20 protein-coding genes are annotated in these 21808 nt (G+C 56.5%); 15 read left to right on the top strand and 5 right to left on the bottom strand.

Translation table 11 applies throughout. The annotated features are described in order from the left end of the window. Window positions 1-20 precede the first annotated feature (20 nt). The 5 genes from ltrA to dnaA all read right to left on the bottom strand — a co-directional run bounded on the left by ltrA (window position 21) and on the right by dnaA (window position 8038). Window positions 21-1313 (bottom strand): group II intron reverse transcriptase/maturase, encoded by a 1293-nt coding sequence (ltrA, locus tag ACYZTW_RS00940; RefSeq protein ID WP_462001131.1) that lies wholly within the window; start codon window positions 1311-1313, stop codon window positions 21-23. 513 nt (window positions 1314-1826) lie between these two features. Next, window positions 1827-4244, bottom strand: a complete 2418-nt coding sequence (gyrB, locus tag ACYZTW_RS00935; protein WP_462003376.1) for a DNA topoisomerase (ATP-hydrolyzing) subunit B — start codon at window positions 4242-4244, stop codon at window positions 1827-1829. Between the two features lie 5 nt (window positions 4245-4249). Then, entirely contained in the window at window positions 4250-5353 is a 1104-nt protein-coding gene (gene recF / locus ACYZTW_RS00930; protein WP_056738504.1) for a DNA replication/repair protein RecF, read from the bottom strand. Between the two features lie 20 nt (window positions 5354-5373). Further along, the gene (gene dnaN, locus ACYZTW_RS00925) at window positions 5374-6477 is read right to left on the bottom strand and encodes a DNA polymerase III subunit beta (RefSeq protein WP_017341709.1); all 1104 of its coding nucleotides are present in this window, start codon (window positions 6475-6477) and stop codon (window positions 5374-5376) included. Window positions 6478-6517: 40 nt separating this feature from the next. After that, on the bottom strand, window positions 6518-8038 hold the full coding sequence (dnaA, locus tag ACYZTW_RS00920) for a chromosomal replication initiator protein DnaA (protein ID WP_462003375.1): 1521 nt from the start codon (window positions 8036-8038) through the stop codon (window positions 6518-6520). Between the two features lie 567 nt (window positions 8039-8605). Here dnaA and rpmH point away from each other — a divergent pair. The 15 genes from rpmH (at window position 8606) to atpA (ending at window position 21797) form a co-directional block, all read left to right on the top strand. Beyond that, on the top strand, window positions 8606-8740 hold the full coding sequence (gene rpmH, locus ACYZTW_RS00915; protein ID WP_003213577.1) for a 50S ribosomal protein L34: 135 nt from the start codon (window positions 8606-8608) through the stop codon (window positions 8738-8740). Between the two features lie 16 nt (window positions 8741-8756). Beyond that, a complete protein-coding gene (gene rnpA / locus ACYZTW_RS00910) occupies window positions 8757-9158 on the top strand; it encodes a ribonuclease P protein component (RefSeq protein ID WP_027926203.1) in 402 nt (133 codons plus the stop codon). Further along, complete coding sequence (gene yidD / locus ACYZTW_RS00905) at window positions 9151-9396, top strand: membrane protein insertion efficiency factor YidD (RefSeq protein ID WP_074872215.1); 246 nt, start codon at window positions 9151-9153, stop codon at window positions 9394-9396. Before rnpA ends, yidD begins: the two co-directional genes overlap by 8 nt. Before the next feature lie 2 nt (window positions 9397-9398). After that, window positions 9399-11084 (top strand): membrane protein insertase YidC, encoded by a 1686-nt coding sequence (yidC, locus tag ACYZTW_RS00900; RefSeq protein WP_462003374.1) that lies wholly within the window; start codon window positions 9399-9401, stop codon window positions 11082-11084. Window positions 11085-11163: 79 nt separating this feature from the next. Continuing rightward, window positions 11164-12534 (top strand): tRNA uridine-5-carboxymethylaminomethyl(34) synthesis GTPase MnmE, encoded by a 1371-nt coding sequence (mnmE, locus tag ACYZTW_RS00895; RefSeq protein WP_462003373.1) that lies wholly within the window; start codon window positions 11164-11166, stop codon window positions 12532-12534. Window positions 12535-13084: 550 nt separating this feature from the next. Beyond that, complete coding sequence (gene mnmG / locus ACYZTW_RS00890) at window positions 13085-14983, top strand: tRNA uridine-5-carboxymethylaminomethyl(34) synthesis enzyme MnmG (RefSeq protein WP_462003372.1); 1899 nt, start codon at window positions 13085-13087, stop codon at window positions 14981-14983. Beyond that, complete coding sequence (gene rsmG / locus ACYZTW_RS00885) at window positions 14980-15624, top strand: 16S rRNA (guanine(527)-N(7))-methyltransferase RsmG (protein WP_008155708.1); 645 nt, start codon at window positions 14980-14982, stop codon at window positions 15622-15624. The genes mnmG and rsmG overlap by 4 nt, the downstream gene beginning before the upstream one ends. A gap of 18 nt (window positions 15625-15642) precedes the next feature. Continuing rightward, window positions 15643-16440 carry a ParA family protein gene (locus tag ACYZTW_RS00880; RefSeq protein ID WP_008155709.1) on the top strand — a complete coding sequence of 266 codons (798 nt, stop codon included), beginning with the start codon at window positions 15643-15645 and terminating at the stop codon, window positions 16438-16440. Window positions 16441-16449: 9 nt separating this feature from the next. Then, complete coding sequence (locus ACYZTW_RS00875; RefSeq protein WP_129439758.1) at window positions 16450-17322, top strand: ParB/RepB/Spo0J family partition protein; 873 nt, start codon at window positions 16450-16452, stop codon at window positions 17320-17322. Between the two features lie 148 nt (window positions 17323-17470). After that, window positions 17471-17878 (top strand): F0F1 ATP synthase subunit I, encoded by a 408-nt coding sequence (locus tag ACYZTW_RS00870; RefSeq protein ID WP_007948092.1) that lies wholly within the window; start codon window positions 17471-17473, stop codon window positions 17876-17878. A gap of 16 nt (window positions 17879-17894) precedes the next feature. After that, on the top strand, window positions 17895-18764 hold the full coding sequence (gene atpB / locus ACYZTW_RS00865; RefSeq protein WP_134421078.1) for a F0F1 ATP synthase subunit A: 870 nt from the start codon (window positions 17895-17897) through the stop codon (window positions 18762-18764). A 133-nt stretch (window positions 18765-18897) separates the two neighbouring features. Further along, on the top strand, window positions 18898-19155 hold the full coding sequence (gene atpE / locus ACYZTW_RS00860) for a F0F1 ATP synthase subunit C (protein WP_002555987.1): 258 nt from the start codon (window positions 18898-18900) through the stop codon (window positions 19153-19155). 56 nt (window positions 19156-19211) lie between these two features. Then, window positions 19212-19682, top strand: a complete 471-nt coding sequence (locus ACYZTW_RS00855) for a F0F1 ATP synthase subunit B (RefSeq protein WP_150657769.1) — start codon at window positions 19212-19214, stop codon at window positions 19680-19682. Between the two features lie 12 nt (window positions 19683-19694). After that, window positions 19695-20231, top strand: coding sequence for a F0F1 ATP synthase subunit delta (locus tag ACYZTW_RS00850; RefSeq protein ID WP_033059683.1), 537 nt, complete (start codon window positions 19695-19697; stop codon window positions 20229-20231). 21 nt (window positions 20232-20252) lie between these two features. Next, the gene (gene atpA / locus ACYZTW_RS00845) at window positions 20253-21797 is read left to right on the top strand and encodes a F0F1 ATP synthase subunit alpha (protein ID WP_008155713.1); all 1545 of its coding nucleotides are present in this window, start codon (window positions 20253-20255) and stop codon (window positions 21795-21797) included. Window positions 21798-21808 lie beyond the last annotated feature (11 nt).

Below are 21808 nucleotides of genomic sequence, written 5' to 3'. Positions count from 1 at the left end.
GGCGGTTCGAGAGATTGAGGTCAGGAGAGACGCGGTAAACCCGTTCTGTCGAACCACGCTATATCGAGCACTCGGTTGAGTTCAAGAGCGCTATTGCGCCACCAGCAGCGAGAGCTTCCCGCCACTTTGCGAGCAGTAGCCTCACTTGCACCCAACCTGCGCAGCTCTCGATAGATCGTTGAACTACGCCGCCATTGCTTGAGCTGGATTGCTCGTAGTCGGTGTCGTATCCATTCATCTAACTCTCGCCAGATTCTGGGAGTTTGCGACAAGCCGAAATATCCCTTCCAGCCAAGCATGTAGGGCCTTAATCGGTCGACAACTTGTTGCAAGCTGCGGCCACCTGAGCGCCGGGTAAACCAGCGGATGCACTGTTTGAAGCGCTGACGCGCTTTGACCGCTACTGTCCTTTTGACGCCTTGTGGAGAAGCCCAGAACGCGTACCCCAGAAACTTGCGACCAAATACACTCGCCACCGCACTCTTGCTCTCGTTGACGCTCAAGTGCAGCTTTTCATACAGACGCTTGAGCAAGGCCATCACTCGCTGCCCGGCCTTCTTGCTGCGAACATACACATTCGCATCGTCGGCATAGCGCACGAAGCAATGACCTCGACGTTCAAGTTCCCGATCCACTTCGTCCAGCAGCACGTTCGCCAGCAACGGCGACAGCGGGCCGCCTTGCGGCGCCCCGCAGCGGCTTTTCTCGACTACGCCATTGATCTGCGTTCCCGCATCCAGATACGCCCGAATCAGCCGGATAACCGCCCGATCCGCAATCCGCTTGCGTAAACGATCAATCAAAATATCGTGATCGACCCGGTCGAAGAACTTCTCCAGATCAACATCCACCACCACTCTTCGCCCTGAAGACACATGGCGCTGAGCCGCCAAAACAGCATCCTGCGCGCAACGTCCCGGGCGAAAGCCGTAGCTGTGTTCACTGAAAGTCGGATCGAGTTCTGGTTGCAAGACTTGCAGCAACGCTTGTTGGATCAAGCGATCGGTGACCGTTGGAATTCCCAACTCGCGCTGACCGCCGTCAGGTTTGGGGATGACCACACGTCGTACCGGGCTGGGCCGGTAGACGCCTGAAAGAAGCTGTTCGCGAATCGCCGCCCACTGGCTCAGTAGATGTTCGGCGGTCTGTTCAATATCCAGACCATCGACGCCCGCTGCTCCCTTGTTGGCCTTGACCCGCTTCCATGCCCGCTTCAGGTTTTCTCTCGCAAAGGCCCGATCCAGCAGCCCTTGCCCTGCGTTGTCGGATTCATCTTGCGGGCGATTGACCTCGTCGCTGATGGGGCTTCTCACGGTTTCACCGCTCGCGTCCTCACATCCGCCCCGCGTTTGGCAGGCATCTGACTTCCGGTCGTTCGCATCAACATGGCCTATAACGCTTTCTCTCGTTCGGCCCTTCGTCAAAAAAAAAAAAAAGACTACTACGGCCTCTGCTGACTTCTCGCTCCGGCTTGCACCGTCGCCCTTTCAGGCACAAGGCGAGATCTCCCCAGGTAAGAACGCAATCCTTCACCACACAACCGCCGGATTTACGCAACCTGATCCTTGACCACAAGAGCTTCGCGGTTTTATGCCCGCTCGCCCTGATCGGCTTCGCCTTCTATCCGGTTCTTGTACATCGGCTCATGGCTTCGATCCACGCTTCCTCCCCACACTCGGTCGCCCTCATGCAGTTGCGCTTCACTTCGTTCGCTGTGGTCAGCTTACGGCGGGACTTTCACCCACAAGATTGCGCCCATGCTGGGCGCACATAAAAAAAGGCCAACGCTTGAGCGTTGGCCTTTTTCGTTTGGCAGGTTCGCGGGATCAGAAGTCCAGGTTGGAAACCGCCAAGGCGTTGCTTTCGATGAAGTCACGACGAGGCTCGACCGCATCACCCATCAGGGTGTTGAAGATCTGGTCCGCGCCAATGGCGTCTTCGATGGTCACTTTGAGCATCCGGCGCTGGCTTGGGTCCATGGTGGTTTCCCACAGCTGATCCGGGTTCATTTCACCCAGACCTTTGTATCGCTGGATGGTGTGACGCTTGGTGCTTTCGGCCATCAGCCATTCAAGGGCTTCCTTGAACTCGGTGACCGGCTTCTTGCGCTCGCCGCGCTGGATATACGCGCCATCGTCCAGCAAGGTGCTCAGTTGAGCGCCCAGAGAAACAACAGTCTTGTAATCGTTGCTGCCGAAGAAGTCACGGTTGAACGTGACGTAGTTCGACAGGCCGTGGGAGATCAGTTCGACCTCTGGCAACCAGACGTTACGTTCACGGTCTTCACGCAGGCTGGCTTTGTAAACCAGGCCGGACTTCTCGACGGTGCGCAGGCGAACTTCATATTGAGCCATCCAATCCTGCATCGCAGCGTGATCGGATAGTTGTTCCATGCTCACTGCCGGCAGGTAGATGAAGTGCTCGGTCAGTTCCTGCGGGTACAGGCGCGACAGACGCTTGAGGGTCTTCATCACCAGACGGAAGTCATTCACCAGACGCTCGAGGGCTGGTCCGGAAATACCCGGTGCTTCCTCGTTCAAGTGCAGGCTCGCGTCTTCCAGGGCCGACTGCGTCATGTACTCTTCCATGGCGTCGTCGTCTTTGATGTATTGCTCTTGCTTGCCTTTCTTGACCTTGTACAGCGGTGGCTGAGCGATGTAGATGTAGCCGCGCTCGATCAGCTCCGGCAACTGACGGAAGAAGAAGGTCAGCAGTAGGGTACGGATGTGCGAACCGTCGACGTCAGCATCGGTCATGATGATGATGTTGTGGTAGCGCAGCTTCGCGATGTTGTACTCGTCACGGCCGATGCCGCAGCCCAGCGCAGTGATCAAGGTGCCGACTTCTTGCGAAGAGATCATCTTGTCGAAACGCGCCTTCTCGACGTTCAGGATCTTGCCCTTGAGAGGCAGGATAGCCTGGGTCCGGCGGTTACGTCCCTGCTTGGCGGAGCCGCCAGCAGAGTCACCTTCCACGAGGTACAGTTCGGAAAGGGCAGGGTCTTTTTCCTGGCAGTCAGCCAGTTTGCCCGGCAGGCCGGCAATATCCAGCGCACCTTTACGACGGGTCATCTCACGGGCTTTACGCGCCGCTTCACGAGCGCGAGCCGCGTCGATCATCTTGCCGACGACCAGTTTGGCTTCGTTCGGGTTTTCCAGCAGGAAGTCGGAGAAGTACTTGCCCATTTCCTGTTCGACCGCGGTCTTCACTTCGGAAGAAACCAGCTTGTCTTTGGTCTGGGAGCTGAACTTCGGATCCGGTACTTTCACCGAGATGATCGCAGTCAGGCCTTCACGGGCATCGTCACCGGTGGTCGCGACTTTGTGCTTCTTCGCCAAGCCTTCGGCTTCGATGTAGGTGTTCAGGTTACGCGTCAGTGCGGAACGGAAACCCACCAGGTGAGTACCGCCATCGCGCTGTGGGATGTTGTTGGTGAAGCACAACAGGTTCTCGTTGAAGCTGTCGTTCCACTGCAGAGCGATTTCCACGCCAATGCCGTCTTCACGCTGGATGTTGAAGTGGAACACCTGGTTGACCGGGGTCTTGTTGGTGTTCAGGTATTCAACGAACGCACGCAGACCACCTTCGTACTTGAACAGCTCTTCCTTGCCGCTGCGCTCATCCTTGAGGACGATGCCGACACCGGAGTTGAGGAAGGACAGTTCACGAATCCGCTTGGCCAGGATGTCCCAGCTGAAGTGGATGTTCTTGAAGGTCAGGTCGGACGGTTTGAAGTGAATCTGGGTACCGGTGGATTCGCTTTCACCGACGATTTTCATCGGTTCTTTTGGAACACCGTGAATGTAGGTCTGTTCCCAGATCTTACCGCTGCGGCGAACGGTCAAGACCAGCTCTTCGGACAGGGCATTCACAACCGACACACCTACACCGTGCAGGCCGCCGGATACTTTGTAGGAGTTGTCGTCGAACTTACCGCCGGCGTGCAGCACGGTCATGATGACCTCGGCTGCCGAGACGCCTTCTTCTTTGTGCACGTCTACCGGAATGCCACGACCGTTGTCGCGAACGGTGATGGATTCGTCCGGGTGGATAATGATGCTGATGTCGTCGCAGTGGCCAGCGAGCGCTTCATCGATGGAGTTGTCGACTACCTCGAAGACCATGTGGTGCAGACCGCTACCATCGTCGGTGTCACCAATGTACATACCGGGACGTTTGCGTACGGCATCCAGGCCTTTCAGCACTTTAATGCTCGTTGAGTCGTACGTATTTTCTTCGCTCAATGCCTTCACTCCCGATGGTCGTGGGTCTGGGTGATACGGCCCTGTTCCACGTGGAACAGAGCGACTGGCGTTTCCGTCTGCCAGCCTTCCCTCAATAATTCGTGATCTACACAGGTGATAAACACCTGGCAGCGTAAGTCTTCCAGCAAGCGGCAAAGCGCGCGGCGGTGGTGCTCGTCCAGTTCGGACGGCAAGTCATCCACCAGATAAATACACTGGCCGCGACGGGCCTGGCTAACCAAGTGCCCTTGGGCAATCCGCAATGCGCAGACCACCAGCTTCTGCTGACCACGGGACAAGATGTCCGCGGCGTTATGTGCGCCCAATCTAAGACGCAAATCAGCGCGCTGTGGTCCGGCCTGGGTATGACCCATTTGCTGATCCCGCTGAAGGGACCCGGCGAGCACTGCACTCAGCTCACGGTCTTTGTCCCAACCTCGGTAATAGCTGAGCGTTAAGCCCTCGAGCTCAACCAGTTCGCTCAAGGTCTGCTCAAAGACTGGTTTCAACGCTTTGATGTAAGCGCGGCGGTATTCATCAATTTCAGCGCTGGCCTGGCACAGTTCCCTGTCCCAAACCGCTTGCGAAACGGCGTCAAGTGTACCATGCCGCAGCCAAGAGTTTCTCTGGCGCAGGGCCTTCTGCAAGCGCTGCCAGGTGGACATGAATCGTGGTTCCACGTGGAACACGCCCCAGTCGAGAAACTGCCGGCGAATCTTCGGCGCGCCTTCCAGCAAGCGGAAGCTATCAGGGTTGATCAACTGCAGCGGCAGGATTTCCGCCAGTTGCGCCGCGCTGCGGGCGTTCTGCCCGTCGATGCGGATCTGGAACTCTCCTTGGCGGTCTCGGGAGATCCCCAAGGCGCTGTGCCCACCCTCAGCCATCTCCACCTGACCAAACACCGTACAGGCGAGCTGCTCGTACTGGATGACCGGCAACAGGCGGGTGCTACGAAACGAACGGGCAAGCCCCAGCAGATGAATGGCTTCCAGAACACTGGTTTTGCCGCTGCCGTTGGCGCCGTAAAGAATGTTGATTCGGGGGGAGGGGGAGAAGGTCACCGGGTGCAGATTGCGCACCGCGGTGACCGAGACGCGACTTAAGGACATCTAGCTTCTGCTGAGCATGATTACAGACGCATCGGCATGACAACGTAGGCCGAGTCGTCGTTGTCAGACTCTTGCACCAACGCACTGCTGTTGGAGTCGGACAGGATCAAACGAACTTGCTCAGTGGTCATCACGCCCAACACATCAAGCAAGTAGCTAACGTTGAAACCGATTTCCAGATTGCCGCCGTTGTACTCGACGCCCACTTCTTCTTCCGCTTCTTCCTGCTCCGGGTTGTTCGCCTGAATCTTCAGTTGACCGTTGGCCAGTTGCAGACGAATGCCGCGGTACTTCTCGTTGGACAGAATCGCGGTACGGCTGAAAGCCTCGCGCAGTGCCTGACGATCGCCAAGCACCAGTTTGTCGCCGCCCTTAGGCAGAACGCGCTCGTAGTCAGGGAACTTGCCGTCAACCAGTTTCGAGGTAAAGGTGAATTCACCAGTGGTGGCGCGGATGTGATGTTGACCCAGAACGATGCTGACGATGCCGTCCGGTTCGGTCAGCAGGCGCGCCAGTTCAAGGATACCTTTACGTGGCACGATGACCTGATGGCGATCCGGCTGACCGATATCAGCCTGCATCGAGCACATGGCCAGACGGTGACCGTCGGTGGCTACGGCCCGGATGATCCCGGCCGAAACTTCCAGCAGCATGCCGTTGAGGTAGTAACGCACGTCTTGCTGGGCCATCGCGAAGCTGGTGCGTTCAATCAGGCGACGCAGTTTGCTTTGTTCAAGGCTGCACGTCAGCGAGCCTGGGCCTTCTTCCACAGTCGGGAAGTCATTGGCCGGCAGGGTCGACAGGGTGAAGCGGCTACGGCCGGCCTTCACCACGAGTTTCTGCTCGTCGACCTTAATGTCGATCAGCGCATCGTTCGGCAAGCTTTTGCAGATATCCATCAGCTTGCGCGCGGGCACAGTGATGGAACCTGGATCGGCAGGCTCTTCGAGTTGTACACGACCGACCAGCTCGACTTCCAGGTCGGTACCGGTCAGCGACAGTTGCTGGCCTTCGACAACCAGCAGCACATTGGAGAGCACCGGCAAGGTCTGTCGGCGCTCGACGACGCCTGCGACCAGTTGCAGGGGTTTCAACAGGGCTTCGCGTTGAATGGTGAAATGCATGGTCTAGTCCCTTGCCTTTAATAAGCTGCGCTGGTGTTCATCAAGTGGTCAGTGTACGCAGCAGGTTCTTGTAGTCCTCGCGGATGTCCGCGTCGGATTCCTTAAGTTCGTTGATCTTGCGGCAGGCGTGCAAAACAGTCGTGTGGTCTCGGCCGCCAAACACGTCGCCGATTTCCGGCAAGCTGTGGTTGGTCAGTTCTTTGGACAAAGCCATGGCGACCTGACGCGGACGAGCTACCGAGCGCGAACGACGTTTGGACAGCAAGTCGGAGATCTTGATCTTGTAGTACTCGGCGACAGTGCGCTGAATGTTATCCACAGAGACCAGTTTGTCTTGCAATGCCAACAGATCTTTCAGGGATTCGCGAATCAACTCGATGGTGATGTCGCGGCCCATGAAGTGCGAGTGGGCGATCACGCGTTTGAGCGCGCCTTCCAGCTCACGGACGTTGGAACGAATACGCTGGGCAATGAAGAACGCCGCGTCATGGGGCAGATCGACTTTGGCCTGATCGGCCTTTTTCATCAGGATCGCCACGCGGGTTTCCAGCTCCGGCGGCTCGACGGCTACCGTCAGGCCCCAGCCGAAGCGGGATTTGAGGCGCTCTTCAAGGCCTTCGATTTCTTTCGGGTAGCGGTCACTGGTGAGAATGACCTGCTGGCCACCTTCAAGCAGGGCGTTGAAGGTGTGGAAAAACTCTTCCTGGGAACGTTCCTTGCGGGCGAAGAACTGAATGTCATCGATCAACAACGCATCCACCGAGCGGTAGAAGCGCTTGAACTCGTTGATGGCGTTCAGCTGCAGGGCCTTGACCATGTCGGCCACGAACCGCTCGGAATGCAGGTACACGACCTTGGCATTCGGATTCTTCTTTAATAGGTGGTTACCCACAGCGTGCATCAAGTGGGTTTTACCCAAGCCGACGCCACCATAAAGGAAGAGCGGGTTGTAACCGTGCTTGGGGTTGTCCGCCACTTGCCAGGCCGCAGCCCGGGCCAGTTGGTTGGACTTGCCCTCGACGAAGTTTTCGAAGGTGAAGGTGCGGTTCAGGTAGCTGGTGTGCTTGAGCGCGCCTTCGACCTGCACCGTACGCTGTTCGGCGCGAATCGGAGCTTGTTGCGAACTGGCACCGGCCATTGGGTCGAAGCTGTCGCGCGATGGCTCTTCATTGACCTCGGCAACTTTTTGCGTCGCACGCTTGGTCGGCGCGGCTACGTGGGTTGGCGCCGGGGCGCTGACAGGTGCCTGAGCAGCCTGAGCCTGTGAAGCAGCGGCGGCCAACGGAGCATTCGGGGCGGCACGCGGTGCCGAACTGCGTTTGCTGCCTATTAATAAGGACAGCGCCGGCGCCATGCCATTGCCATGCTCATCCAGCAGCTCAAGGACGCGGCCCAGGTACTTTTCGTTGACCCAGTCGAGAACAAAACGATTCGGTGCGTAGACACGCAACTCGTCGCCTTCGGCTTCGACCTGTAGTGGACGGATCCAAGTGTTGAATTGTTGGGCAGGCAGCTCATCGCGCAAAAGCTCCACGCACTGCTGCCAAAGTTCCACTGACACGGATATCCCCTAAGTTGAAAGCCGGTGAGGCAAAAACAAGCGGCCATTGTAGCCGACCAAGCCCCGACTTATCCACACGAAGGTTGTTCACCATCCATGAAGAATCAGTGATTTATACGAAAAAAAGACGACCAGCGGTCTGTGCATAAGCTCTGTGGATAACCGGGTCTAAGGTCGTTGTACAAGTGGGGGCGAAACTCGGTGGATAACCACCCTGTGGATAAGTACCCCTTTCACACACAGCTTATCCGACAGCGCAGCACAGGCTTACCACTGTTTTCCACTGTAGTTGTCATTCTCTGTACATCACGACTTTAAAGGGCTAGTGGCAGTTATCCACAGATGATCGTGCCCCTAGCTTTTATAAGCTTTACAGAAAAGCTTTAAATACTTTCCTTCTTAATTTCTATATCTAGCTAAGGACCTCGGCAGGAAAAACGTCTGGAGATCTATTTATAAGGAAACGTTGGTTGGAAATTGACCTAGAGGCTTGCTTTCTCTAGAATCCCCGGTCTCTTAAAACGGGGGCCATTCCGGCCCGTTGTGGACGAACCAGGTAACACGACAATGAAACGTACTTTCCAACCAAGCACTATCAAACGCGCTCGTACCCACGGTTTCCGTGCTCGCATGGCTACCAAAAACGGTCGTGCCGTCCTGTCGCGTCGTCGCGCCAAAGGTCGTGCGCGTCTGGCAGTTTGATAATCCGGCACTGGAGGTGAGTCAGGACTTCAGTCGGGAAAAGCGTCTGCTTACTCCCCGGCATTTCAAGGCAGTCTTTGACTCCCCTACCGGCAAGGTTCCGGGGAAAAATCTCCTGCTCCTTGCGCGCAACAACGATCTTGATCACCCCCGTCTCGGGCTGGTTATCGGGAAAAAGAGCGTAAAGCTCTCCGTCGAGCGCAATCGCCTCAAACGTCTGATGCGCGAATCGTTCCGTCTGCACCAGGATTCGCTGGTCGGCTGGGACATCGTTATCGTCGCGCGCAAAGGTTTGGGTGACGTAGAAAACCCCGAATTGATTCAGCATTTCGGCAAACTCTGGAAGCGTCTGGCACGCAGCACGCCGGTACCAGCAGTCAAAACCGAAACTGTAGGGGTAGACAGTCCCGATGCGTAAACTGGCACTCGTTCCGATCCAGTTTTATCGCTATGCCATTAGTCCTCTGATGGCCAGTCACTGTCGTTTCTACCCCAGTTGTTCCTGCTACGCGTATGAAGCCATAGAAAATCATGGCCTTCTGCGCGGTGGCTGGCTGGCCTTTCGTCGTTTAGGTCGCTGTCATCCGTGGAATCCCGGTGGTTATGACCCGGTTCCATCTATCCCTACCTCCCGTTCTTCTTCGATGGCCGAGTAATCATGGATATCAAACGCACGATCCTGATCGTCGCCCTGGCAATCGTGTCCTACGTTATGGTTCTTAAATGGAACCAAGACTACGGCCAGGCTGCCCTGCCGACTCAGAATGTTGCTTCCAGTACTACCGCACCGGGCCTACCGGATACGGCGACTGGCAATAATGCTTCTGTCAGTGACGACATTCCACGCGCCGCAAGCGATACCAGTGCAACTGCACCTGCTGAAACACCAGTAGCTGCAAGCAAAGACCTCATCCAGATCAAAACGGATGTGCTCAACCTGGCAATCGATCCACAAGGTGGCGATGTTGCCCAGTTGACGCTGCCGCTGTATCCACGTCGCCAGGACCATCCGGAAATTCCATTCCAGTTGTTCGATAACGGCAACGAGCGGACTTATCTGGCTCAAAGCGGTCTGATCGGCACCAACGGTCCGGACGCCAGTCCTGCCGGACGTCCGGTTTACGCCTCGGAGAAGAAGATTTACCAACTGGCTGACGGTCAAGACCAATTGGTCGTGGACCTGAAGTTCAGCAAGGACGGCGTCAACTACATCAAGCGTTTCACCCTGAAACGTGGCCTGTATGACGTAACCGTTTCCTACCTGATCGATAACCAGAGCGCTCAGCCCTGGTCCGGTGCAATGTTCGCGCAATTGAAGCGTGACGCCAGCTCCGATCCTTCTTCCAGCACCGCCACCGGCACCGCTACTTACCTGGGCGCCGCCCTGTGGACAAGTAACGAGCCGTACAAGAAAGTGTCCATGAAGGACATGGACAAGGCTCAGCTGAAAGAAACCGTTAACGGTGGTTGGGTTGCATGGTTGCAGCACTACTTTGTGACCGCTTGGATTCCGGCGAAAGGCGAGAACAACCTCGTCCAGACCCGTAAAGACAGCAAAGGCAACTACATCATCGGCTACACTGCTCCGGCAATGACTGTTGCGCCAGGTGCAAAAGCCGAGACCAGCGCTGTTCTGTACGCAGGCCCGAAAAGCCAGGCAGTGCTGAAAGAGTTGTCCCCAGGTCTGGAACTGACCGTCGATTACGGCATTCTGTGGTTCATTGCCCAGCCAATCTTCTGGCTGCTGCAACACATCCACGCGCTGGTCGGTAACTGGGGCTGGTCGATTATCTTCCTGACCATGCTGATCAAAGGGATCTTCTTCCCACTGTCAGCTGCCAGCTACAAATCCATGGCGCGCATGCGTGCAGTGGCACCGAAACTGGCGGCGCTGAAAGAGCAACATGGCGACGACCGGCAGAAAATGTCGCAATCCATGATGGAGCTGTACAAGAAAGAGAAGATCAATCCACTGGGTGGCTGCTTGCCAATCCTTGTGCAGATGCCGGTTTTCCTTTCGCTGTACTGGGTTCTGCTGGAAAGCGTCGAAATGCGCCAAGCGCCGTTCATGCTGTGGATTACTGACCTGTCGATCAAGGATCCGTTCTTCATTCTGCCGATCATCATGGGTGCAACCATGTTCATCCAGCAGCAGCTGAACCCGACTCCTCCGGACCCGATGCAGGCCAAGGTGATGAAGTTGATGCCAATCATCTTCACCTTCTTCTTCCTGTGGTTCCCGGCTGGTCTGGTGCTGTACTGGGTAGTGAACAACTGCCTGTCGATCGCCCAACAGTGGTACATCACTCGTAAGATCGAAGCAGCTACCAAAGCAGCTGCCTGATTTACACTGTGGATAACCACTCAAAACGCCCCCTAGTGGGGCGTTTTGCTATCTGTCACTTTTGTCTGGATAACGGTTTATGAGCGTTCCTCGTGAAACCATCGCCGCCGTCGCTACCGCTCAAGGTCGCGGCGGTGTAGGCATCGTCCGTATTTCCGGGCCGTTGGCGAGCGTTGCGGCCAAAGCCTTCAGCGGTCGTGAGCTCAAGCCGCGATTCGCCCACTACGGCCCATTTCTCAGTGAAAACGATGAGGTTCTGGATCAAGGCATTGCCCTGTATTTTCCGGGTCCGAACTCGTTCACCGGTGAAGATGTGCTGGAACTCCAGGGCCACGGCGGGCCGATAGTTCTGGATATGCTGCTCAAGCGTTGCCTGGAACTGGGCTGTCGGTTGGCCCGGCCGGGTGAATTCAGCGAGCGCGCGTTCCTCAACGACAAACTCGACCTGGCTCAGGCCGAGGCCATCGCTGACTTGATCGAAGCAAGTTCTGCACAGGCTGCACGAAATGCGCTGCGTTCCTTGCAGGGCGCATTCTCCGAGCGTGTGCATAACCTCACCGAGCAATTGATTGGCCTGCGCATCTATGTCGAAGCGGCTATCGACTTCCCTGAAGAAGAAATCGACTTCCTCGCCGATGGTCACGTACTGAGCATGCTCGATAAAGTGCGTGACGAGTTATCCACCGTACTACGAGAAGCCGGGCAGGGTGCCTTGCTGCGTGACGGGATGACCGTGGTGATCGCCGGCCGGCCGAATGCCGGTAAATCCAGCCTGTTGAATGCCTTGGCCGGTCGTGAAGCCGCGATCGTCACCGAGATTGCCGGCACCACGCGGGACATTCTTCGTGAACATATCCACATTGATGGTATGCCGCTGCACGTGGTCGACACCGCAGGTCTGCGAGATACCGAAGACCAGGTGGAAAAAATCGGCGTAGAACGCGCGCTGAAAGCGATCGGCGAGGCTGATCGCGTGCTGTTGGTGGTCGATGCTACCGCTCCTGAGGCACTTGATCCGTTCGCGTTATGGCCTGAATTCCTGGAAACCCGTCCCGATCCGGCGAAAGTCACCCTGATCCGAAACAAGGCTGACCTCACTGGCGAAGCCATTGCCCTGGAAATTAGCGAGGATGGCCACGTCACTATCAGCCTGAGCGCCAAATCTGCAGGTGAAGGGCTGGAATTGCTGCGCGACCACCTCAAGGCCTGCATGGGCTACGAACAGACCTCGGAAAGCAGCTTCAGTGCTCGCAGGCGTCATCTAGAGGCGTTGCGTCACGCCAGTGCTTCCCTTGAGCACGGCCGTGCACAGCTGACCCTCGCGGGTGCCGGTGAACTGTTGGCCGAGGATTTGCGACAAGCTCAGCACTCTTTGGGCGAAATCACCGGTGCATTCAGCTCCGATGACCTACTGGGACGGATCTTTTCCAGCTTCTGTATCGGTAAGTAATCCTCCCGTTGTCCACAGACAGGCCATTCGTGCCTGTCTGTTCCTTCCATTTCTTAAATTCTCCTTCAGTGCTGAGCTGATTCTTTCTGCTTGAGCGGATTTTCCGTGCCCTGGAGTTGCTCATTTCGTATTTTTCTGTGGATTAAGCCCTGTGAATAACTGCCACTAAGGGCAGTTGATAACAGGGCCTCAAAACTGAAGATAACCGCCTCTGTGGATAACCACCCCTTTCATCCACAGGCTTAAACCGGTTATCCAAGGGCCTCCTTACCACATGACCACAGGGTTTTGAATCTCTGTACACATTGAAAATAAAGGGCTGCATAAATCTATCCACAGAAAGGTAGCTCAGTAGAAATAAACATAAAAACAAAGATTTAATAAATTTCTCTCTTTTTAATTTCTATAACCGCGACTTCTCCACAGCTGGTTAAATTTTGTGCAAAGGGTTCTTTAGGAAGGGCGAAGTCCCTATACTTGCCGCCCAGGTCCAAAAACCTGAGCTCAAACTATTCCTGATTACCTAACTGAAGCAGGCACGAGGTGCGTGGTGGATTTCCCTTCCCGTTTTGAAGTGATCGTCATCGGCGGCGGTCATGCCGGTACCGAGGCAGCACTGGCCTCAGCACGTATGGGTGCAAAAACCCTGTTGCTGACGCATAACGTGGAAACCCTCGGTGCCATGAGTTGCAACCCCGCTATCGGTGGGATCGGCAAAAGCCATTTGGTCAAGGAAATCGATGCCCTGGGCGGCGCGATGGCCATGGCCACCGATAAGGGTGGTATTCAATTTCGCGTATTAAACAGCCGCAAAGGCCCGGCCGTGCGGGCAACCCGCGCTCAGGCTGATCGGGTTCTGTACAAGGCAGCTGTCCGCGAAATCCTCGAAAACCAGCCGAACCTGTGGATATTTCAACAGGCAGCCGACGACCTGATCGTCGAGCAGGAACAAGTGCGCGGTGTTGTCACCCAAATGGGCCTGCGTTTCTTCGCGGATTCCGTGGTGTTGACCACTGGCACCTTCCTCGGCGGACTTATCCACATCGGCCTGCAGAATTTTTCCGGCGGCCGCGCCGGTGATCCGCCGTCGATCGCCCTGGCTCAGCGTTTGCGTGAATTGCCACTGCGCGTCGGTCGCCTGAAAACCGGGACACCGCCACGTATCGACGGTCGTTCTGTGGATTTCTCGGTGATGACCGAGCAAGCCGGCGATACACCGATCCCGGTGATGTCGTTCATGGGCTCCAAAGAACAGCACCCGAAACAGGTGAGCTGCTGGATTACCCATACCAACGCCCGTACCCACGAGATCATCGCGGCGAACCTCGACCGTTCGCCGATGTATTCCGACGCAGGGCTGATCGAAGGCATCGGCCCGCGTTACTGCCCATCGATCGAAGACAAGATCCATCGCTTTGCCGACAAGGAAAGCCATCAGGTCTTCATCGAACCGGAAGGCTTGACGACCAACGAGCTGTACCCGAACGGGATATCCACATCCCTGCCGTTCGACGTGCAACTGCAGATCGTGCAATCGATCCGCGGCATGGAAAACGCGCACATCGTTCGTCCGGGCTACGCCATCGAATACGACTACTTCGACCCGCGTGACCTGAAGTACAGCCTCGAAACCAAAGTCATCGGCGGTCTGTTCTTCGCCGGGCAAATCAATGGCACCACCGGTTACGAAGAAGCCGGCGCCCAGGGTTTGCTGGCCGGGGCCAACGCCGCACTGCGTGCTCAGGGCAAAGATGCCTGGTGCCCGCGTCGCGACGAGGCGTACATCGGCGTGTTGGTCGACGACCTGATTACTCTGGGTACCCAGGAACCGTATCGGATGTTCACGTCCCGCGCCGAATACCGACTGATCCTGCGCGAAGACAACGCTGACCTGCGCTTGACCGAAAAAGGTCGCGAACTGGGTCTGGTGGACGACGCCCGTTGGGCTGCGTTCTGCACCAAACGCGAAAGCATTACGCTGGAAGAACAACGCCTGAAAAGTACCTGGGTTCGCCCGGGCACCGAGCAAGGCGATGCAATTTCCGAGAAATTCGGCACGCCGCTGACCCACGAATACAACTTGCTTAACCTGCTGAGCCGTCCGGAAATCGACTACGCTGGTCTGATCGCGGTGACAGGTGGCGGCGCAGAAGACTCACAAGTCGCCGAGCAGGTCGAAATCAAGACCAAATACGCCGGTTACATCGATCGCCAGCAGGATGAAATCGCGCGGCTGCGGGCCAGCGAAGACACAAAATTGCCTGTGGATATCGATTACACGAATATTTCCGGTCTCTCCAAAGAGATCCAGAGCAAGCTCGGCGCGACCCGTCCAGAGACCCTGGGCCAGGCGTCACGTATCCCGGGCGTCACTCCGGCAGCGATTTCGCTGTTGATGATTCATTTGAAAAAACGCGGCGCGGGCCGTCAGTTGGAGCAAAGCGCTTGAGTTCGTTGGTCACCTCGCAACACGCAGAAGAGTTATCCACAGGTGCTCGCCAGCTCGGTGTCACGCTGACAGAAACCCAGCATGCTCAGCTGCTGGGTTATCTGGCCCTGTTGATCAAATGGAACAAGGCTTACAACCTGACCGCCGTACGCGATCCGGATGAAATGGTTTCCCGCCACTTGCTCGATAGTTTGAGCGTGATGTCGTTCGTCGAAAACGGCCGCTGGCTGGACGTCGGCAGCGGTGGTGGTATGCCGGGTATTCCGTTGGCCATCCTGTTTCCAGAGTCCCAAGTGACTTGCCTGGACAGCAACGGCAAGAAAACCCGCTTCCTGACTCAGGTCAAACTCGAACTCAAACTGGATAACCTGCAAGTTATCCACAGTCGCGTCGAAGCGTTTCAACCTGCTCAGCCATTCAACGGGATCATCTCCCGGGCGTTCAGCAGCATGGAGAACTTCAGCAACTGGACTCGCCACCTCGGCGACACCGAAACACGTTGGCTGGCAATGAAGGGCGTTCATCCCGCCGATGAGCTGGTAGCATTGCCGGCAGACTTCCACCTCGATAGCGAACACGCCCTGGCCGTACCCGGTTGCCAAGGCCAACGCCATCTGCTGATACTGCGCCGCACGGCATGATTGGGAACACAAGCAAGAATGGCTAAGGTATTCGCGATAGCGAACCAAAAGGGTGGTGTGGGCAAGACCACCACCTGCATCAACCTCGCAGCTTCCCTGGTCGCTACCAAGCGCCGGGTGCTGTTGATCGATCTCGATCCACAGGGCAACGCCACCATGGGTAGCGGTGTGGATAAACACGGCCTGGAGAATTCGGTCTACGACCTGCTGATCGGCGAATGCGATCTGGCCCAGGCCATGCACTATTCCGAGCACGGTGGTTACCAGCTACTGCCGGCCAACCGCGACTTGACCGCGGCCGAAGTGGTTCTGCTGGAAATGCAGATGAAGGAAAGTCGCCTGCGCAGTGCACTGGCGCCGATCCGTGAAAACTACGATTACATTTTGATCGACTGCCCACCGTCGTTGTCGATGCTCACGCTTAACGCACTGGTTGCGGCTGATGGGGTCATTATCCCCATGCAGTGCGAGTACTTCGCGCTCGAAGGCTTGAGCGACCTTGTGGATAACATCAAGCGCATCGCTGAGTTGCTGAACCCGAACCTGAAAGTCGAAGGCCTGTTGCGGACCATGTATGACCCGCGCTTGAGCCTGATGAACGATGTTTCGGCGCAGCTCAAGGAACACTTCGGTGAGCAGCTCTACGACACGGTGATTCCGCGCAACATTCGCCTGGCCGAAGCGCCAAGCTATGGCATGCCGGCGCTGGCGTACGACAAATCATCGCGGGGTGCCATTGCCTATCTGGCATTGGCGGGCGAGATGGTTCGTCGTCAACGCAAAAACTCACGCACCGCCGCTGCTCAGGCAACTTAAGGAATCCCCATGGCCGTCAAGAAACGAGGTCTCGGACGTGGACTGGATGCACTGCTGAGTGGTCCGACTGTCAGCTCGCTGGAAGAACAAGCGGTGCAGGCTGATCAGCGTGAGCTGCAGCACCTGCCACTGGACCTGATCCAGCGCGGCAAGTACCAGCCGCGTCGGGACATGGACCCACAGGCGCTGGAAGAGCTGGCGCAGTCGATAAAGGCTCAGGGCGTAATGCAGCCCATCGTGGTTCGTCCGATCGGCAGCGGCCGCTTCGAAATCATCGCCGGTGAACGCCGTTGGCGCGCCAGTCAGCAGGCTGGCCAGGAAACCATCCCGGCGATGGTTCGCGATGTACCGGATGAAACCGCAATCGCGATGGCGCTGATCGAGAACATCCAGCGTGAAGACCTCAATCCGATCGAAGAAGCGGTGGCTTTGCAGCGTTTGCAGCAGGAATTCCAGCTGACGCAGCAACAAGTGGCCGAAGCGGTGGGCAAGTCCCGCGTGACCGTGGCCAACCTGCTACGCTTGATCGCGTTGCCGGAAGTCATCAAAACCATGCTGTCCCACGGCGACCTGGAAATGGGTCATGCCCGTGCTTTGCTCGGTTTACCGGAAAATCAACAGGTTGAAGGGGCGCGACACGTTGTCGCACGGGGGCTGACTGTACGCCAGACTGAAGCACTGGTTCGCCAGTGGTTGAGTGGTAAACACGAACCTGCTGAACCGGTAAAGCAGGACCCGGATATCGCACGACTCGAACAGCGTCTGGCTGAGCGCCTAGGCTCTGCGGTGCAGATTCGCCACGGGAAAAAGGGGAAGGGGCAGTTGGTGATCGGTTACAACTCCCTGGATGAGCTTCAAGGTGTACTTGCACACATCCGCTGAAACATTTCCTCATGTAGCGTGGAGTCGGAAATCACTACCTGACAGTTGAATAGGGGCAGAACCGCCCCTATACTCTGCGCGCATTTTGTCGGCACAAATTATGCCAAGTTATTGAATTATGGCAGCCGATCATTGGGGAGCAAAAACGATGGAAAGCCGCACGCCAAACCGCTTGCCGTTCCATCGCCTGGCAGTTTTTCCGGTATTACTGGCTCAATTTGTCGTTTTGGTACTGGCCGCTTTGGCGCTCTGGTACTGGCATGGAGTCGTTGCCGGGTACTCAGGACTTTGCGGGGGCCTGATAGCCTTGCTGCCCAATGTTTATTTCGCTCACAGGGCATTTCGGTTTTCCGGCGCCCGAGCAGCTCAAGCCATCGTCCGGTCTTTTTATGCCGGCGAGGCGGGCAAACTAATTTTGACGGCAGTGCTCTTTGCATTGACGTTTGCAGGTGTGAAGCCATTGGCGCCGCTAGCTGTATTCGGCGTCTTCGTGTTGACCCAACTGGTCAGCTGGTTCGCGCCCCTGCTGATGAGAACAAGACTTTCGAGACCTTAGGGCGTTTGAGGCAACCATGGCAGAGACAACCGCTTCGGGCTATATCCAGCACCACTTGCAGAACCTGACCTTCGGTCAGCACCCAACCGGCGGGTGGGGTTTTGCCCACACCGCAGCAGAGGCCAAAGAAATGGGCTTCTGGGCTTTCCACGTCGATACCCTCGGCTGGTCGGTCGCGTTGGGTCTGATTTTCGTTCTTCTTTTCCGCATGGCGGCAAAGAAGGCGACTTCCGGTCAGCCTGGCGGCTTGCAGAACTTCGTAGAGGTTCTGATCGAGTTCGTCGACACCAGCGTGAAAGATACCTTTCACGGCCGTAATCCATTGATCGCGCCATTGGCGCTGACGATTTTTGTCTGGGTGTTCCTGATGAACGCCGTCGACCTGGTACCGGTTGACTGGATTCCTAAGCTGGCTGCCTTCATTACTGGCGACCCGCACCTGGTCTTCCGTGCTGTTTCTACCACTGACCCGAATGCGACCCTGGGCATGTCCCTGTCGGTATTCGCGTTGATCATTTTCTACAGCATCAAGGTCAAGGGCATCGGCGGCTTCATCGGCGAACTGACCCTGCACCCGTTCGGCAGCAAGAACATCTTCGTTCAAGCCCTGCTGATTCCGGTGAACTTCCTGCTGGAATTCGTGACCCTGGTTGCCAAGCCAATCTCCCTGGCACTGCGTCTGTTCGGCAACATGTACGCCGGCGAGCTGGTCTTCATTCTGATTGCTGTGATGTTCGGCAGCGGTCTGCTCTGGCTTAGCGGCCTGGGCGTAGTTCTGCAGTGGGCGTGGGCTGTGTTCCACATCCTGATCATCACCCTGCAGGCGTTTATCTTCATGATGCTGTCCATCGTTTACCTGTCGATGGCGCACGAAGAGAACCATTAAGACCAGTCTCGACTAGTCTGATGTCCCACTCGGTCAAACGAGTGGGTGCCCGAACAGGGCTATGAAACGATTTGTTTTACCGCTTTAAAATCTAAAAAACCTAAACCATACGACGTAAAAGTCGGGAGGAAAGATGGAAACTGTAGTTGGTCTAACCGCTATCGCTGTTGCACTGTTGATCGGCCTGGGCGCACTGGGTACCGCAATTGGTTTCGGCCTGTTGGGTGGCAAGTTCCTGGAAGGCGCAGCGCGTCAGCCAGAGATGGTTCCAATGCTGCAAGTTAAAATGTTCATCGTTGCCGGTCTGCTCGACGCCGTAACCATGATCGGTGTTGGTATCGCTCTGTTCTTCACCTTCGCGAACCCATTCGTTGGTCAACTCGCTGGCTAATTACTCGAACCTTCGAGTAATTGGTGTGATGTGCAACGAACGAGCGAGGTGTTGGCGTGAACATTAATGCAACCCTGATTGGCCAGTCCGTTGCGTTCTTCATTTTTGTACTGTTTTGCATGAAGTTCGTGTGGCCTCCGGTCATCGCGGCTTTGCACGAACGTCAGAAGAAGATCGCGGATGGACTGGACGCTGCCGCCCGAGCAGCTCGCGACCTGGAGTTGGCCCAAGATAAAGCGGGTCAACAACTGCGCGAAGCAAAAGCTCAGGCAGCCGAAATCATTGAGCAAGCCAAGAAACGCGGTAATCAGATCGTCGATGAGGCCGTTGAAAAAGCCCGTATCGATGCTGACCGTGTGAAGGTTCAGGCTCAGGCCGAGATCGAGCAGGAACTGAACAGTGTCAAAGACGCGCTGCGTGCCCAATTGGGTGCTCTGGCCGTTGGCGGCGCCGAGAAGATCCTGGGTGCCACAATCGATCAAAACGCGCACGCGGAGCTGGTAAACAAACTGGCTGCTGAAATTTAAGCGAGGGCGATCATGGCAGAATTGACCACGTTGGCCCGACCTTACGCTAAGGCAGCCTTCGAGCACGCCCAGGCCCACCAGCAACTGGCCTCTTGGTCAGCCATGCTCGGCCTGGCTGCAGCAGTGTCGCAAGACGACACCATGCAGCGCGTGCTCAAGGCCCCGCGACTGACGAGCGCAAACAAGGCCACCACGTTTATTGACGTGTGTGGCGACAAGTTCGATGCCAAGGCACAGAATTTCATTCACGTCGTTGCCGAAAACGACCGTCTCCCGCTTTTGCCGGAGATCGCCGCTCTGTTTGACCTGTACAAGGCCGAACAAGAGAAATCGGTAGACGTGGACGTAACCAGTGCTTTTGCATTGAACCAAGAACAGCAAGACAAACTCGCCAAGGTTCTCAGTGCACGGCTCGGCCGGGAAGTGCGACTGCACGCTGCGGAGGATGCCACCCTTATTGGTGGTGTCATCATCCGCGCCGGCGACCTGGTAATCGATGGCTCGATTCGCGGCAAACTCGCGAACCTTGCCGAAGCATTGAAATCTTGAGTTTGAAGGGGCAGCAGAGCAATGCAGCAACTCAATCCTTCCGAAATAAGTGAAATTATCAAGGGCCGCATCGACAAGCTCGATGTGACCTCCCAAGCCCGTAACGAAGGCACTGTCGTCAGCGTATCTGACGGTATCGTGCGGATTCACGGTCTGGCCGACGTAATGTACGGCGAGATGATCGAGTTTCCGGGCGGCGTCTTCGGTATGGCTCTCAACCTGGAGCAAGACTCTGTAGGTGCCGTTGTATTGGGCTCCTACCAGTCTCTGGCTGAAGGCATGAGCGCCAAGTGCACTGGCCGCATCCTCGAAGTTCCGGTTGGTAAGGAACTGCTGGGTCGCGTAGTCGACGCACTGGGTAACCCAGTTGACGGCAAAGGTCCGCTGAACAACACCGAGACCGATGCGGTCGAGAAAGTTGCTCCAGGCGTGATCTGGCGTAAGTCGGTAGACCAGCCTGTACAGACTGGCTACAAGGCTGTCGATGCCATGATCCCTGTCGGCCGTGGCCAGCGTGAGCTGATCATCGGTGACCGTCAGATCGGTAAAACCGCTCTGGCGATCGACGCGATCATCAACCAGAAAAACAGCGGCATCTTCTGCGTCTACGTAGCTATCGGTCAGAAACAATCGACCATCGCTAACGTGGTTCGCAAGCTGGAAGAAAACGGCGCACTGGCTAACACCATCGTCGTGGCGGCGAGCGCTTCGGAATCTGCAGCACTGCAGTTCCTGGCACCGTACTCCGGTTGCACCATGGGTGAATTCTTCCGCGACCGCGGTGAAGACGCGCTGATCGTTTATGACGATCTGTCCAAGCAAGCAGTGGCTTACCGCCAGATTTCCCTGCTGCTGCGCCGTCCACCAGGCCGTGAAGCTTACCCAGGCGACGTGTTCTATCTCCACTCCCGTCTGCTGGAGCGCGCATCCCGCGTTTCGGAAGAGTACGTAGAGAAGTTCACCAACGGCGCAGTGACCGGCAAAACCGGTTCCCTGACCGCACTGCCGATCATCGAAACCCAGGCTGGCGACGTTTCCGCGTTCGTTCCGACCAACGTGATTTCCATCACCGACGGTCAGATCTTCCTGGAATCGGCCATGTTCAACTCCGGGATCCGTCCTGCAGTGAACGCCGGTGTTTCGGTATCCCGTGTGGGTGGTGCCGCTCAGACCAAGATCATCAAGAAGCTCTCCGGTGGTATCCGTACCGCTCTGGCTCAGTACCGTGAACTGGCGGCATTCGCCCAGTTCGCTTCTGACCTGGACGAAGCGACCCGTAAGCAACTTGAGCATGGTCAGCGCGTTACCGAGCTGATGAAGCAGAAGCAATACGCACCAATGTCGATCGCTGACATGGCGCTGTCGCTGTATGCCGCTGAGCGTGGGTTCCTGACTGACGTTGAAATCGCCAAGATCGGCAGCTTCGAACAAGCGCTGATTGCTTTCTTCAACCGCGATCACGCCGATTTGATGGCGAAGATCAACGTGAAGGGTGACTTCAATGACGAAATCGACGCTGGCATGAAAGCCGGTATCGAGAAGTTCAAGGCCACCCAAACCTGGTAAGCCGCAGCGGG

It is taken from the genome of Pseudomonas sp. LB3P25 (genome assembly GCF_054897985.1).
This window is presented reverse-complemented; position numbering and strand designations above follow the sequence as displayed.

Bases quoted from the DNA above. Each gene is read 5' to 3' on its own strand.
- recF (WP_056738504.1), bottom strand. From the start codon at position 5,353: ATGTCCTTAAGTCGCGTCTCGGTCACCGCGGTGCGCAATCTGCACCCG.
- dnaN (WP_017341709.1), bottom strand. From the start codon at position 6,477: ATGCATTTCACCATTCAACGCGAAGCCCTGTTGAAACCCCTGCAACTG.
- rpmH (WP_003213577.1), top strand. From the start codon at position 8,606: ATGAAACGTACTTTCCAACCAAGCACTATCAAACGCGCTCGTACCCAC.
- yidD (WP_074872215.1), top strand. From the start codon at position 9,151: ATGCGTAAACTGGCACTCGTTCCGATCCAGTTTTATCGCTATGCCATT.
- yidC (WP_462003374.1), top strand. From the start codon at position 9,399: ATGGATATCAAACGCACGATCCTGATCGTCGCCCTGGCAATCGTGTCC.
- mnmE (WP_462003373.1), top strand. From the start codon at position 11,164: ATGAGCGTTCCTCGTGAAACCATCGCCGCCGTCGCTACCGCTCAAGGT.
- ACYZTW_RS00880 (WP_008155709.1), top strand. From the start codon at position 15,643: ATGGCTAAGGTATTCGCGATAGCGAACCAAAAGGGTGGTGTGGGCAAG.
- ACYZTW_RS00875 (WP_129439758.1), top strand. From the start codon at position 16,450: ATGGCCGTCAAGAAACGAGGTCTCGGACGTGGACTGGATGCACTGCTG.
- ACYZTW_RS00870 (WP_007948092.1), top strand. From the start codon at position 17,471: ATGGAAAGCCGCACGCCAAACCGCTTGCCGTTCCATCGCCTGGCAGTT.
- atpB (WP_134421078.1), top strand. From the start codon at position 17,895: ATGGCAGAGACAACCGCTTCGGGCTATATCCAGCACCACTTGCAGAAC.
- atpE (WP_002555987.1), top strand. From the start codon at position 18,898: ATGGAAACTGTAGTTGGTCTAACCGCTATCGCTGTTGCACTGTTGATC.
- ACYZTW_RS00850 (WP_033059683.1), top strand. From the start codon at position 19,695: ATGGCAGAATTGACCACGTTGGCCCGACCTTACGCTAAGGCAGCCTTC.
- atpA (WP_008155713.1), top strand. From the start codon at position 20,253: ATGCAGCAACTCAATCCTTCCGAAATAAGTGAAATTATCAAGGGCCGC.